The 14,044-nt window shown below is 46.9% G+C and carries 12 protein-coding genes and 4 pseudogenes; 9 read left to right on the top strand and 7 right to left on the bottom strand.

Translation table 11 applies throughout. The features are described 5' to 3' along the window. Nucleotides 1-183: 183 nt before the first annotated feature. The 3 genes and pseudogenes from PU624_RS20045 to PU624_RS20035 form a co-directional block, all read left to right on the top strand. Nucleotides 184-417, top strand: a pseudogene (locus tag PU624_RS20045) (JAB domain-containing protein); the annotation flags it as partial. Nucleotides 418-427: 10 nt separating this feature from the next. Then, complete coding sequence (locus PU624_RS20040; protein ID WP_283546363.1) at nt 428-769, top strand: type IV toxin-antitoxin system YeeU family antitoxin; 342 nt, start codon at nt 428-430, stop codon at nt 767-769. 20 nt (nt 770-789) lie between these two features. Next, a complete protein-coding gene (locus PU624_RS20035) occupies nt 790-1,131 on the top strand; it encodes a TA system toxin CbtA family protein (RefSeq protein WP_283546362.1) in 342 nt (113 codons plus the stop codon). A 191-nt stretch (nt 1,132-1,322) separates the two neighbouring features. Here the strand turns inward: PU624_RS20035 and PU624_RS20030 are convergent, their stop codons facing one another. Next, complete coding sequence (locus PU624_RS20030; RefSeq protein ID WP_283546361.1) at nt 1,323-3,356, bottom strand: hypothetical protein; 2,034 nt, start codon at nt 3,354-3,356, stop codon at nt 1,323-1,325. A gap of 1,041 nt (nt 3,357-4,397) precedes the next feature. On the opposite strand from PU624_RS20030, the gene PU624_RS20025 reads away from it, so the two are divergent. The 3 genes and pseudogenes from PU624_RS20025 to symE all read left to right on the top strand — a co-directional run bounded on the left by PU624_RS20025 (nt 4,398) and on the right by symE (nt 6,279). Continuing rightward, complete coding sequence (locus tag PU624_RS20025; protein WP_283546360.1) at nt 4,398-5,345, top strand: hypothetical protein; 948 nt, start codon at nt 4,398-4,400, stop codon at nt 5,343-5,345. 189 nt (nt 5,346-5,534) lie between these two features. Continuing rightward, nucleotides 5,535-5,775, top strand: a pseudogene (locus PU624_RS20020) (hypothetical protein); the annotation flags it as partial. A 174-nt stretch (nt 5,776-5,949) separates the two neighbouring features. Then, a pseudogene (gene symE, locus PU624_RS20015) lies at nt 5,950-6,279 on the top strand (endoribonuclease SymE). Between the two features lie 293 nt (nt 6,280-6,572). On the opposite strand, the gene PU624_RS20010 reads toward symE, so the two are convergent. Further along, nucleotides 6,573-7,445: a phosphorothioated DNA-binding restriction endonuclease gene (locus tag PU624_RS20010; protein WP_283548039.1), complete on the bottom strand. Its 873-nt coding sequence runs from the start codon at nt 7,443-7,445 to the stop codon at nt 6,573-6,575. Between the two features lie 180 nt (nt 7,446-7,625). Here PU624_RS20010 and PU624_RS20005 point away from each other — a divergent pair, with 180 nt between their 5' ends. The 3 genes from PU624_RS20005 (at nt 7,626) to PU624_RS19995 (ending at nt 9,277) form a co-directional block, all read left to right on the top strand. Next, nucleotides 7,626-8,444 (top strand): CDP-diacylglycerol pyrophosphatase, encoded by an 819-nt coding sequence (locus PU624_RS20005; protein WP_283546359.1) that lies wholly within the window; start codon nt 7,626-7,628, stop codon nt 8,442-8,444. Nucleotides 8,445-8,749: 305 nt separating this feature from the next. Beyond that, the gene (locus PU624_RS20000; RefSeq protein ID WP_283546358.1) at nt 8,750-8,998 is read left to right on the top strand and encodes a CopG family ribbon-helix-helix protein; all 249 of its coding nucleotides are present in this window, start codon (nt 8,750-8,752) and stop codon (nt 8,996-8,998) included. A gap of 3 nt (nt 8,999-9,001) precedes the next feature. Continuing rightward, nucleotides 9,002-9,277, top strand: a complete 276-nt coding sequence (locus PU624_RS19995; RefSeq protein ID WP_283546357.1) for a type II toxin-antitoxin system RelE/ParE family toxin — start codon at nt 9,002-9,004, stop codon at nt 9,275-9,277. A 127-nt stretch (nt 9,278-9,404) separates the two neighbouring features. Here PU624_RS19995 and PU624_RS19990 read toward each other — a convergent pair whose 3' ends face one another. From PU624_RS19990 to PU624_RS19970, 5 genes and pseudogenes are all read right to left on the bottom strand, one after another. Further along, nucleotides 9,405-10,265: a ketose-bisphosphate aldolase gene (locus PU624_RS19990; protein ID WP_283546356.1), complete on the bottom strand. Its 861-nt coding sequence runs from the start codon at nt 10,263-10,265 to the stop codon at nt 9,405-9,407. A 5-nt stretch (nt 10,266-10,270) separates the two neighbouring features. Further along, a complete protein-coding gene (locus tag PU624_RS19985) occupies nt 10,271-11,695 on the bottom strand; it encodes a PTS fructose transporter subunit IIC (RefSeq protein ID WP_283546355.1) in 1,425 nt (474 codons plus the stop codon). Between the two features lie 108 nt (nt 11,696-11,803). Next, on the bottom strand, nt 11,804-12,277 hold the full coding sequence (locus PU624_RS19980; protein WP_283546354.1) for a PTS sugar transporter subunit IIA: 474 nt from the start codon (nt 12,275-12,277) through the stop codon (nt 11,804-11,806). Between the two features lie 15 nt (nt 12,278-12,292). After that, nucleotides 12,293-13,498 (bottom strand): BglG family transcription antiterminator, encoded by a 1,206-nt coding sequence (locus PU624_RS19975; protein WP_283548038.1) that lies wholly within the window; start codon nt 13,496-13,498, stop codon nt 12,293-12,295. Nucleotides 13,499-13,672: 174 nt separating this feature from the next. Then, nucleotides 13,673-13,771, bottom strand: a pseudogene (locus tag PU624_RS19970) (HTH domain-containing protein); the annotation flags it as partial. Nucleotides 13,772-14,044: the final 273 nt, after the last annotated feature.

The raw sequence follows: 14,044 nt of genomic DNA, 5'->3' as shown, positions 1-14,044 counted from the left end.
AGTGTAGTGAATAGTCTGATGTAAGATGACCTGACCGTCTGCAGCCAAAGATAATAGGCCATTCGCGGCGTGTTACACAGTGCCTTATCCACTCATGACCTGACAGAGTCGCCCCATATGACTGCGTTCGGTGGACTGCTCTTCGATGGTGGTCTGCATCAGAGTACCAGCCATTAAAGATCTAACCATTTCCAGGTCCATCCTCGTGAGGTAGTGAAGTCAGCGCTTCGCTTCAATACTGCAGCAGTCGTGCTGGTGCATAACCATCCATCCGGTGATCCGGAGCCCAGCTAATGCGATTGCAACATTACCGGTAGGCTTAAAGAAGCGCTGGCACTGGTTGATGTGAATACGCTCGATCATCTGGTTGTCGGCACAGATGGCATTGTGTCGTTTGCAGAGCGAGGCTGGATATGAGGGTACTTCAATGAAATCTACTGAATCAGAGAACAATTCATTTCTCAAGTGGGGCCTGAATCGTAATGTGACACCTTGCTTTGGCGATCGTTTGGTACAGGAGGGAAACCGACTTCACTATCTGGCTGACCGTGCCAGCATTACCGGTGAATTCAGTAACGCAGAATCTTTGAAGTTGGATGAAGTATTACCATGTTTTATCAGTCAGATGGAATCGATGTTGACCACAGGTGAAATGAATCCTCGCCATGCCCACTGCGTCACCCTGTACCACAACGGTTTCACCTGTGAAGCCGATACACTTGGCAGTTGCGGCTATTTATACATTTCCGTTTACCCCACTCAACGTTAACTACTTTCACAAGAGCAAATATGAAAACTCTACCTGCAACAACTCAGCGGGCTGCGAAGCTCTGTCTGTCGTCCGTGGCTGTCTGGCAAATGCTGCTTGCACGCCTGCTAGAACAACATTATGGCCTGATTCTAAACGATACACCTTTCAGCAATGAGGCGGTTATTCAGGAACATATCAATGCTGGTATCAACCTAGCTGGTGCAGTTAATTTTCTGGTGGAAAAGTACGAGCTGGTTCGTATTGATCGCAGGGGATTCAACTGGCAAGAACAGTCCCCATATCTGCGGGCAGTCGATATTCTGCGGGCGCGACAGGCAACTGGTTTATTGCGCCGAAGCTGTAAAAATGCTGTACGTTAAACAACATCTTTTTTATTACCTCCTTGATTGTTGATTTCATAATGCACCAGCCGATAACGACCGGTGCATTTTATTTTCTCGTTTAAAAGTCCTAAAATAAGAGATTGAAGTTTTTATCAGTAGTGATGGGATATTTTTTATCAATGCCGACTATATCCTTCGAATAATGGTCTGCTATGGAATGATTCAAGTCAGTAATATTTTACAAATTGATTTTGAAAGGCTCGTTTAACATGAGCCAATTGCTCTTCCCATCCCATGAAATGAATTTCGAATGTAAGTGAAACAACCTCATCAAAATCCTCCCCGAGATTGTTGGAGCGTTTTACTGACTCTCTACACATTGAATTGTAAACCTTTATCAAGGTAGGGCATGAAAGATAATCCCTGAAACGACTTTGTGCCTCTTCGAGACTTTGCCAAAGTGGGATGCCATACTGATGTTTGTCATAAGGTGCTGCTGCCATAAAACGCACCTCACGATCTCGAAGATAATGCAACAGAAGCGCTGAATCGATAATAGGTACGTCATTCAGTGGAAAACCCGCATGAAATTGACCATTGATTATTACTAGTGGGACAACCTCAACGTCTTCTGTACCAGATAAGTGGGGGTAATAATCCTTACAAAAATGCTCAAGATGATTTTTAACAAATGCTGCTTTTCTAATGGCCTGCTTGGTTTTATGCACCAGCCCGTTAGAATCGAAAAGTTCATTGTCATAATCGAGTGGCGTGATAGATGTTTTACGGCTACGAGCTTCTACAACAATTAGTAAGTTTCCAAAAGAGAAGGTCAGATCTATTTCTTCCTTATGTCCATGATAGTTTGGTTCAATTGCAGAGGTATAGCGCAAATGCTCCTTCATCACCGAGTTTCCATTGCGGCACTCTTCCAATACTCTAATCAAATCTTTCTCAAATAGTTTTCCACGGCGAGTATCATTGGGATCTATTTTAGTCATCCAACAATCTATATTGCGGGTTAGGCTAGCTGTAAGAAAAGCACTGATCGGGAAAATATAATTATCCTCTACAGACACCAGAGGCTGCACCCATAAATCCTCCTGCGGCGACTTTCCTCTCCAGGTCAATAAATCTAGGGCATCGATGATCTCAGTTTCACTATATTCACAACACTGTATTAGTGCAGCAATAAGATTAGAATGTTCAAATTGAGGTGCAAGATGAACTAGTTTTGACCAGTCGACGATTTCCTCGTTTGTATGCAGATGTTCATCAATCTGAACAGCCAGCACAGATAGATGAACCCATATATCTAAAACACTTTGTAATTTACGTTCAATACAAGGGGAGGATTTACGTTTTAATAGTGATTTGAGGTGGTCGTCAAGCTGAATTAAAGCCGATAAAGGCTGATATCTGGCAATCATTTGCGAGCTTTGAGATAGTGTTCGCCATGGTGCTGGGCTCAACGCTTTACCTGGCTCATAATGTAGATAATTTGACCAAGGATTGATATTCTGAAATTTATCCATTACGGTACGAGCTTCAGTTATTGAAGTGGCTAAAAAATGATCTCGACGGTATTCTGCAATTGTTTTCATGCGGTGATAGTCAGAATGACATTGCATGAAAAAGACTCGCTTCTGCTGGAAAGTGAATACTGCACGACCATAGAGTAAGTCTTGCCACAGCGAAGAAAAGCTATGGAAGTGCTGAGACAGCCTCATTTCTGCGAGATAAAAGTCAAGTTTTGATAACTTGTTCGGGCGATCATCAGGAAAGAGTATATGCATACGGTCCTTATATTTAAATAGCTCGAACAATGGACCTCTTAGACTGTCAAGCCTATGCATATTTACACTGTTTACACTTACCGGGTCGCTTTTTCCTACCTTCGAAGTTTTTGAGATAATAAATTGCTCTATAGCTGTATTGCTTGTATCTTCAAAAATCTCTTTTTGTTCATCGCATACCTGCCAAAATGCATAATTAGCGCTGGCGATATGTGCCCTGATCATTTCATGATATTCAGGTCTGCAGCCCTTTAAAAAACAAATTTGCTTTCGAGTATTATTCACACTTTGAAAATTATTATTGAGCCACGTTGCACCTGAAATGTATGCTGAAGCCTCTGCAGTTAGCGGACCTATTTGGTCCATGAATTTAATCCAGTATTCTTGATTGAATTTATTCAGCTGGGCTGGATGCGGTAATTTTTTATCTCTTGCCGCTTTGATAAGGGGGTGTATGGGTTGCATGTTTCCTCTCTGTCGGAACGTATACCGATTGACATTATAACTCTTTTGACGTCTCAATATGAACTTTATATGACAAAGAAAACATGAGGTTATGATCACAATGTTGGTAAGGCTCTATGGTGTAATAAAGACATTTACATACTTGTTCTCGATTAACTTATAGCAGATGCTCAAAGACTACCTGTTTGATGAGGACCTTTTAGTCGTGCATTTACTTGGGCAAGTATTAGTGATTTTCGAGGGTAAGCCTCTGACTTTCTGAATCTTGCTTTGATAGCCATATCGGTGTTCTACTGGTATGGCTTTATACCCACTTGCAATGTCTATTTTTTGTACGGATTTTAACTTGTGGGTACAAATGCGGGGTTAACTATTAATTCCTGTTTATAAAAAATGTTGATATCAGTATATTAGGTGTGAAATTCGAGTCCGGCCTTCGCACCAATTACTTAAAATATTCATATCAATAAGATGGCTAACTATTTCTGACTTTTATAAATTTACAGATTTATTCTCTATCTTCCCGTTTAAAAGCCGCTGTAGTTGGATAGTGGTAAATGGGATGTGAACTCATAGCGGCGTGTAGTTCCAGGCTTCAAACACGTACAGTTTCTTAACTTAAATCACTATGATATTACCACCGTCTCTAAACCATCCCAAAACAGTTTCATCACAAGCATTTAAGCCCGATGTCCAGCCTTTAACAGCCAAACAGTCCTATGGTGGTAACGTACCTGCTCACTATATGCAGGCTCCCCCAGCGCTTCAGCCATGCTCCCGTAGGGGTACACGGTTATCCTGATTAAGTGTGTTCACTCTGGACAAATGATGAAGGTGCTACGCTCTGTTTGTTAGTAGTACCAGCAAGGGTTTTATGGCTTTTTTTACCAAAATAAGTTCAATTTAACTTATGTAATGATGATATTTTATAAATTAGAGAAATGCGTTATTCGAACATTTTATTACCTGTTTCTGCACTTGAGTTATGGTTTTTTTATTATAAAAACAGTATGTTAAAAAAAGATAACAATGGAGTTGGCTATGGCTATGGCTATGGCTTTGAATAGAATTTCTTACGCTTATTATGACCCGAAATGGGATCGGACAAGACATCCCATAGCTGTTTTAGTCCGTACTGAAATTGAACCTTTAGATTATCTTGTTGAAATGAAAGGACACCTGCACTGTCCTTCATGTTACGAACCTCTTATTCGTGTTCCAAATGATCCTGCAATAGCTGTAATGGCAAATGGAAGAGAGGCTTTATTTAGGCATTTTCCTGATGAAGATGCTCCTTATTGCCGCTTGCGAAGCAGTCAATTGGCTGGCAAAAAATATAGTTCTGAAGAAGAGGCGCGACAGGCGGTCGAGGACCAAGACTTAGTTATAATCAGTGGCTTTATGCAAGAAAGGCCAAAAAATAACCCGCGAGTTGATTTCGACGGTGAACAGGAGCCATTACAAACCGAATTTGAAAGTGAACATGGCCCTGAAGCTGCGGTTCCCGTCTCAAGGCATGGGGGCGAAAATTTCAGACTTCCTAGCAAGATAACGAGCGTTCAATCTCTTTGTACAAACTTCAGGCACAACTATCACAGAGAAATCCATATAGTTGTTGAAGAAAGTGTGCATAGGTATGTTTTGGATAGCGATTTAAAAGATGCTGCGGAAATAAATGATGTAGATGAAGAGCCTAAATTCTATTTTGGAGAAATAGTTCGCTTTAGGCATTATGATTTAACCTCGCATATCTTCTTGAGACATCCATATCTACAAGGTAACGTTGATTTTATAATCTCTGCAGATAAAGGCGATTTAGAAGCAAGGGGAATCAAAGAGGATAATGCTTTAAGACGTATGCTTATATTCTTTGGCAAGGTTGAAAAAGTAGGTGCCGGTTATTGGTCTCCTAATAAAAAGTGGGGTGAGATAGCCTTATTACCTAAGAAGTATGAGGACTTCCTTAGGGCAAATTATACTAAAAAATAATATACATCATTGATGCTATGCAGCTTTGTTTGCTCATTGTACTAAAAGAGCATTTACTCCTTTACGATGCAACAAGCAATGGTGATGTCAATTATTTGTAAGCTATGTCTTTAGGCTAGAGAATTACAAAGTTACAAGTCATTGCAAGAATTAAATTCAAACGATTGAAGCTACACAGCGAGCTTATAACAGGCCAGCAATGCGCTTTTGACGCAATCAATTCTGGCTAAAGCATTACGTGGTCAACTTACCGCCCAGTGGCGTGTAGAAAATCCGGAATTAATCAGCGGTGAAAAAAGCGCTGCTGCATTACTGGAAAAAAATAAAATCCGAACGTGCAGCCAGCGCAGGTAAAAAAGCCTCACGTAAAAATCATGATTCTTATTTTCTTACGCCTCTTTCTGGTGCGCTTCTTATTATCTCCTGCTAAAAAGCCCTTAAGCTTTATATCAAAATTATTTTATAAATAGATTATTCAAGGCTTTTTTAAGCTGGACTTTCCTTCTCATTCCTGATGATATATACAGGTATTTAGCGCGGTGCGGATGTGCTGCAACACACCCGCGCCGCTAATCACAACTACTATTTACGGAGAATAGTAATCATGACTGACGCCCATTCTATTGCACAACCCTCAGAATCAGAAGTCACCCCGGCAAATAACCGTCAATGAACGGTTGGCTACGCGAGTCGCTATCCGGACTATAGCCGGATTCCCGCCATCACCATGAAAGGGCAATGGCTGGAAGCAGCCGGTTTTGCTACGGGTACAGCAGTAGATGTAAAGGTAATGGAAGGCTGTATTGTGCTAACCGCCCGGCAGGAGAGCGAACTAATGCAGTCGCTGCGCCAGGTATGTAAGCTGTCGGCGAGGAAGCAAAAGCAGGTGCAGGAGTTTATTCAGGTTATATCAGGTAAAAAGAAAATCGTCTGAATGAGAAGCCGCTCCCGATATCGCATCGGGAGCGGTTAACTATCATGAACAGAACGCTTATACCAGCACATCCGTTGCCAAACCTTCTTCACTGTTGGCCACGTTCGCCGTATTGCAGCCTGACGCCTTAATGCCCGACTGCAAAGAAATACTATCCCCGACGTCAACGTTATATCGACTTCATACAAAGTGAATGCGTCAGCATACTATTCATTAACAAAAGCGAATATTCAGCCTTTGCCGACATTTGCCATCTACATAATTAACGGGATGCTGAGGCGGCTTTTATCCCCTCAGGCTTTAAACACCTGTGTCTGATGCCACTCAATAAACCGCTCAGCAGGCCACAGCATTTTATCTTTAGGCAGATGAAGCCTTTGCCCCTCAAGCGCCCAGAAAAGCTGATCCACAATGGGGCTACGATTGACTCCACCTGATATCTGAATCTTCAGGTTTTCATCAATACCGATAGCGCCTTTATCGAATGCAGAATGGTGTACGGAGCAGAGGGCCAGTCCGTTATTGACTTCACAAGGGCCACCATATTGCTTCCAGCGTATGTGCGACGCCTCAAGTCCGACCAGCGCTCCATCCAGTCGAAGGTCATACCCGCAAATGGCGCATTGTGAGTGATAAGCCCGTAAAATCATGTCGCGAAAGCGAGGGTCGCGAGTTCTCATCAGCGTGACTAAATCGAAACCTAACAGTTCGGCCAGTTTAATCTGGAGACTCTCGGGAAAGCGCTCAGTCAGAATCTGCTGCGCCAGTTTGTCGATCAGGGCTGGATTTTTTTGCAGCGTTTGATAATTCTCCTCATCAAATCCGCCGCTAACCTGATTTTCAATCAGCTCGCGCTTAGTCGGCTGGATGTTACCTTTACGTGGTCTGCAGTTCTCTGAGTTTTCGAGCGTCCAGAATCCATCTGTTCTTAACCGCCAGAAAGGCATATTTGGATAGTACTCTCGCCTTTTCGGACCAAACTCAATCAGCAGCCTGGTTAACGGCTCGTCAATCTCATTTCCATAGTTAAATAGTCGCGAATGTCCTTTCCTGTACTGGGATAATACATAGAGCAGCAATAGAGGTTTATAAGGGGCGAATTGATCGCCTTTGCGCCAGACCGCGACATCGGAAATGGCAGTCTGAAGTGATTTGGCTGGAGTCATAGTCAGGGCTAAGCAACGGATAATTATTGCGATCATGCTCTTAAAAAGTATGAGATTCAATGCATGCTCACGAGAACATTCTGTGAGTTGCGTCCGTTGAAGCAGATCACCACCGGCTCCATGCTAAACTGCATAAACGTTCCCCCAATATGAACCCTTGCTGATGAGGTTGTACCTGCATTGAGTTGCCTGACCGGATACAATCCACTAAACGGGACATTGTTATGGCGATGCCGTTCTCTGTCGCTGGTCATCGCGCTGCTACTGACAGGATGCGCTCGCTCTGACGCGCTGTGGACGGTCACGCATGACCTCTGCATGAATAACTATCACTATCGTCGCGATCCGGCACCCTGCCAGCAAATCTATCTGCCGCAGGACAAAACACAGGGCTACAGCATCATCCAGAACCCTCGCCACAGGCTGCACTTTATTCTGGTGCCCACGGTGGCGATGTCCGGCATTGAGAGCATTGCGCTGTCGCGTCCCGGAGGTCCCGATTATTTCGGCTACGCCTGGTTAATGCGTTATCGTCTTATGGCGGCCTATGGTGCTGAAGTGCCTGAGGATCGGCTCGGCATGGCGCTGAATTCCGCTTATGGCCGCAGCCAGAATCAACTGCATATTCATCTGACCTGCCTGCGGGAAGATGTCTATCGCCAGCTTCAGGCCGAGCGCCCCTTTATTCATAATGACTGGCGACCCTTGCCCGACCGTTTGCTGAACCACACCTACTATGCCCGTCGCGTTATGCAGCCGTCGGCGATGGGGATCTATCCAGTTTCCTCAGTGGCGCACTATTTCCATCTGTCGCCACCGCAGCTGGCAAAGTCTGGTGTGGCGCTTATTCCGGCGACGTTCTCGGGAGAAAAAGGGTTTATCCTGCTAACCACCCGGCGCGGCTGGGATAAGGGCAACCGGGCGTCCGTTGAGTCTCTACTGGATAAACGCTGCGCTATTCTCTCAGCGTCCCCAGCTGACGTTTCAGCCGACGAGTAAACAAACCTCATCACACTGAATCCTCCACCGACCCAGCCACTTTGGTGCAATCAAACCCTCTGATAGCAGGAACCTGGCTGACGAGGACGATCGCCCGTGCATCGGTTTCGTAAACATTGAATCAGGTTCATGTCCTCCCGGTATAGTGAGATCTCGTAGTGATTTATGAGACCAGTCCTTAGGTGACCAGAAAGGCAAAGCCAGCCTCAGGATGCTGCCCTCAAAATGCGATCTGATGTTTTTATAAAGAACCCCATGCTAGACTTAATAGAAGTTATTAACTGTTATTAACCGAGGTAATCCTTATGGGTTCTCTTACAAAAAAGACCATTAGCGCACAGATACCCACCGAGCTGGCTGATGCTGTAGAAAATCTGGCTGTGGAGCTGGATCGTTCTAAAAGCTGGATCATCAAGGAAGCGTTGACCACTATGCTGGCTGAAAGGGAACGGCGTCATCACAGCATTCAGGCTGGTCTTGCCGATGTAGATGCCGGGCGTGTAGTAAGTCACTCGGACCTTGTTGAATTTGGTGATCGTTTAAAGAAAAGCTGATAAATGGAAATTTACTGGACGCTTAAAGCTCAGGATGACCTGGAACGCATCTACCGTTTTGCTCTTCAGTACAGCCGCCAGCATGCTGATGATGTCTTAGACCGCGTGATAACCGGCAGTGCTGGCCTCAAGGCACACCCAGCAATCGGCATACAGCAGGTTCGATATGAACCTCGGGAAGTTCGAAAGGTGATACTGGATGACTACGAGATTCACTACGAACTTCGTGATAATGCCATCTACATCGTGGATCTGTGGCATACAAAAGAAGAGCGATGAGCCTGACGATGGCTGTTGCTTACTGACCTGATACTTATTTAAAGCTCACTTCTCAAAACCCAAAAAAGACACTGATCCATCAGTGCCTTTCCCAGCTTCAACTCCCAGCCATCCACCACACAACCCCTTACCGATACAGCCCCGCTTTTCCCACCGAATTAAACAGCGCCATCTTCGCCGCGACCACTTCACTCGCCGCCTTCATCGGTTTAACAAACAAGGCATTAGGCTCGTGTCCGCCCTGTTTCAGCTCCTGTTCCAGCGCCACGAAGAACGCCTTCTTCATGTCGCTGGAGATATTAATTTTCCCGACGCCATAACGGATCGACTCCGCGACCTCGCTGTCTTTATTGCCCGAACCGCCATGCAGGACCAGCGGGATATCGACCACCTTACGGATCTGCTGCAGGCGCTCGATATCCAGCTTCGGCTGCTTCCCTTTGGGGTAGAGGCCATGCGAGGTACCGATAGCGACCGCCAGCGTGTCGGTGCCGGTCTCGCGGACAAAGGTCCCGGCCTGCTGCGGATCGGTATAGAGAATCTCGTTACTGCCGCCTTCGCCGCTGCCTTCCGCCACACCAATGGTGCCCAGCTCTGCTTCCACAGAAACATTAATCGTGTGCGCTATCTCGACAATCTTTTTCGTCAGCGCAATGTTCTGCTCAAAAGGGTGAGACGAGGCGTCAATCATCACCGAGGTAAAACCGGCGTAGATCGCCTTCATCACCTCTTCCAGCGTGCGGCCGTGGTCCAGATGGATCACCACCGGCACACGCGCCTGAATCGCCAGCGTCCGCAGATAGCCGATGAATTCCGGGCCGGTAAACGCCATCTCTTCAGGATGAATCTCCAGAATCAGCGGGGAATCCAGTCGCTCGGCAGTCTCAACCGCCACGCGTGCAAACTCTGCGCTGGCGATGTTGAACGCGCCCACACCAAACTGATGACGCTGGGCAACGCTGAGCAGATCTTTCATGTTGTAAAGCATAGGTTTTATCCTTGTTTTGCAGGAACGGAGATATCTTTTTTCAGGAACAACAGAATGAGCGCCGTCAGCAAACTGCCTGCGGCAATCGCAAACAGATAACCCATGACGTTGCTGATCACGTTAGGAATGAAGATGACGAAAATGCCGCCGTGTGGAGCGCGGGAAGCGCAGCCCAGCATCATCGACAGGGCGCCCGCTAATCCGGAACCCGCCACAATGGCCGGGATGACGCGCAGCGGATCGGCAACCGCGTAAGGGATCGCGCCTTCGGTAATGAATGAGAGGCCGAGGATGTAGGTGACCTTGCCGGTCTCGCGCTCCTGCTCGGTAAACTTGCGGCGGAAGAGGGTGGTCGCCAGCGCGATGCCCAGCGGCGGCACCATGCCCGCCGCCATGCAGGCCGCAATCGGTCCGTAAATCCCGCTCGACATCAGGCCAATCGCAAACATACAGACGGTTTTATTCAGCGGGCCGCCCATATCAAACGCCACCATCATGCCGAACAGCAGACCAAGGATCGCCGCGTTGGTGTTACCCAGCGAAGTGAGGAAGGCGGTCAGCCAGCCGAGCAGCATTTTGATTGGCTCACCAATCAGCAGCACCATCAGTGCGCCGGTCAGTAGCACGCTCAGCAGCGGCACAATTAAAATCGGTTTTAACCCGGCGACCGCTTTGGGCAGGTGAATATGGTTGGTGATGAGCAGCGTGATGTATCCGGCCAGGAAGCCGGCAATCAGCGCGCCAAGGAAGCCGGAGCCGGTGTGGATCGCCATCATCCCGCCCACCGCGCCCGCCACGATGCCCGCTTTGCCGCTGATGGACTGGCTGATCCCCAGCGCAAGAATCGGCAGCATCAGGGCAAAGGCAGAACCGCCACCGATGTCCGAAAGCATCTTCGCTATCGGGCTGAAATTAGCGTCCCCTGGTGTGGCCGCCGTAATTCCGAATGAAAAACTCAGGGCGATCAGAATGCCGCCAGCCACCACAAACGGGATCATCAGGTTCACACCGGTGATCAGGTGCACATAAATCTCTGAGATCCAGGAACGGGAACCTGACGCCTCGCGGGCACTGTTAGCCGGTTCAGACGCATTGTTCTGTGGGGCAGAATCGACCAGCCTGGGCGCCAGTTCACCGTTCACAATGGCGCTTAACAGACCTTCAGCGTCTTTTGCGGCACGGGTGACGGGGACCTCGATCACGTTTTTGTGCTGGAAGCGCGCCATCTCAACTTTCTTATCTGCGGCGATTAATACTACGTCGGCCTGATGAATATCGTCGTCGCTGAAAATATATTCGCTTTCGATTGCGCCCTGGGTTTCGACTAATACATTCAGGCCCAGTTTTTTAGCCGCTTTTTTTAAATTACTTTCGGCAAGGTAGGTGTGGGCGACACCTGTAGGACAGGCGGTAATGGCAATGATGTTCATAAACGTTCTCCAGTGAAAATTTTATATTTATGTTTTTCGGTCTGAAGGGATGGCTACAACCTGGAATACCTCCTTTAGTTTTTTATTTCATAGATATCTCCGGTTTATTCAGGCTCCCGAGCGGGATAACAACAGATGAAACATCTCTTCGCGGTGTTGCACATTCAGTAATTGCTCGACCACATCTTCATCACCTAACGCAATGGATATTTTGGCGAGCATTTTAATATGGCCGACATCTTTATCGGACTCTTTTACCGCGAAGAGAATAACCAGCCGGACTTTGGTGCCATCGATGGTCTCCCACGGAATATCCCGACGTAAACGGCCTACGGCAATCCGGGTTTTGGCTACGGCAGCAGATTTGCCGTGCGGAATAGCAATGTGATTTTCAAAACCGGTGGAGCCTAATTCTTCACGCAGATAAACATCGTTCAGAAATGCGGATTTATCGGTGACCGCGCCGGTCTGGCAGAGCAGATCGGTCAGCTGAGAAATAATCTGCTCTTTCGTCTGGCAATCGACATTGAGAATAATACATTCTTCTGTCAGGACTTCATTAATAGCCACGGCTGTAGTCATCTTGATTCTCCATTATTAATTAATCGAATTCGATACCAGACATTCCGTTACTCTTGCGATATCTTTCGCCGAAAACAGGGCCGAGACATAGACCACCGGTTTTTCCAGCGGCTCCAGCCGGATGGTGGAGATCACTACGTCACACTCATGTCGTTTCAAAGAATCTGCGATGTTTTTCCCTGGCACGATGTCGATAATCTTCCAGTCAGGAAAGGCGCGGATAATCCGTCCGTAAAGTAGCTGCGAGGTGCCCAGACCGCTTGAGCAGACCAGCAGTACCCGTTTTACCTTGATGCTGTTTTCGATGGCGGCCTGAATATGCACCGTCAGGTACGCCACCTCATCATCACTGATCTCATCCAGGCTGTACTCCTGCGTCAGCTGGCTGATGACCGCTTTGACGGCGGCGAACACCGTTCCCAGCTCGGTCTGGATATCATGCAGCAGCGGATTTTTAATCCGGATGTGATATCTCAGGCGGTTCAGCATCGGCTTGATATGCGAGGACAGCGAAGCCTGCAGGTTCCGGTCGGTGGTGATCTCAATGTTGATGCGCTGGGCTACACGGGCAATCAGCGCCTCCGCAAAGCGGGTTTCACGTTCGGATATCAGCGAGTCATCGTGCTGTGGCGTCTCGCCGCCCGCCTTGCCGGAAGAGACCAGATATTGATAGATGGAGTGTGACTCTTCGGCCACCAGTATCGTATTGTAAGCGGTCTCGATGCGTTCTATCACCGCCAGCGAAACCTGCCAGGCGTGATGGTCGCTGACCCGGCTCATGGTCACCGCGCGGGCGTCTGTCTTGTACATCGGCGAGTGACTCCGGTGGATCAGCACCAGAATATGGGTAAATAAATTGATGTAGTAAGGATCGCTAATCGTGTATTGCAGCTGTTGTTCAATAAAATTAATTAATTGCAGGGTAAAATGGACAGCCTGCTGACCAAACTTCTCTGAAAGCTCCTGTAGTGTGCTTTCATCCAGGCGGCTTTCCATCATGTCCTGACGGTTATAAATCGATTTTAATACCAGCGCTTTCATCGCCATGCGAATATTCTGGTCACTGCCTTTTATGCTGGTGCCGACACGACTTTTTAATAAGGTTAAATCAAACTGATGTAACCAGGCTTCCAATGTTTTTAAATCATTCACTATTGAAGCGCGACTGATAAAATATTTATCCGCCAGTTCGCTGATCGATGAACTTTTGGGTGACAACATTAATAAATCAGACGCTATTTTCAGCATCCGGAAGTTACTGCTGAAATCATCCACTTCGGTTGAGAAAATCCGGCGCGCGGCTATTTCTGACTGCGCATCAGCGAATTTAATTGTGATCCCTCTCCCACTTTTCCCGCTGAGATTGATTCCCTGGTCAGAAAGTTTTTCATTAATATCCGCGATGTCGCGGCGTAAGGTTCGGGTGGTGATGGCTGTTTTTTCTGAAATAGAGTGCAGGCTCACATAACTGTTATGAGAAATAAGCTGTCGCATAATTGTCAGTTGCCGCTCAGTCAGCGCCTTCATCATCATAAGGTTCCGCTTAATCAGTGATTCACCTTGTCAGTTATCATCTAAGCAAAGGCACTATGCCATGTAAATATTAAAACATGGCCACAACCGGACGGTCAGACTGACCACCTGAAAGTAAATTTATGAAATTATCGGGAATGACGGGAAAGCAATATGAGAGAGAAGAGTGGGCGGTTTTGTGGGTGAATCGGAAGTGACCAGACTGGAGACGCTGCACCGATTGCTATGAGCATA

The organism is Pantoea sp. Lij88 (assembly GCF_030062155.1).
GTDB lineage: Bacteria > Pseudomonadota > Gammaproteobacteria > Enterobacterales > Enterobacteriaceae > Pantoea.
The sequence above is the reverse complement of the archived record's forward strand: the minus strand, read 5'-3'. Positions and strand labels throughout refer to the sequence as shown.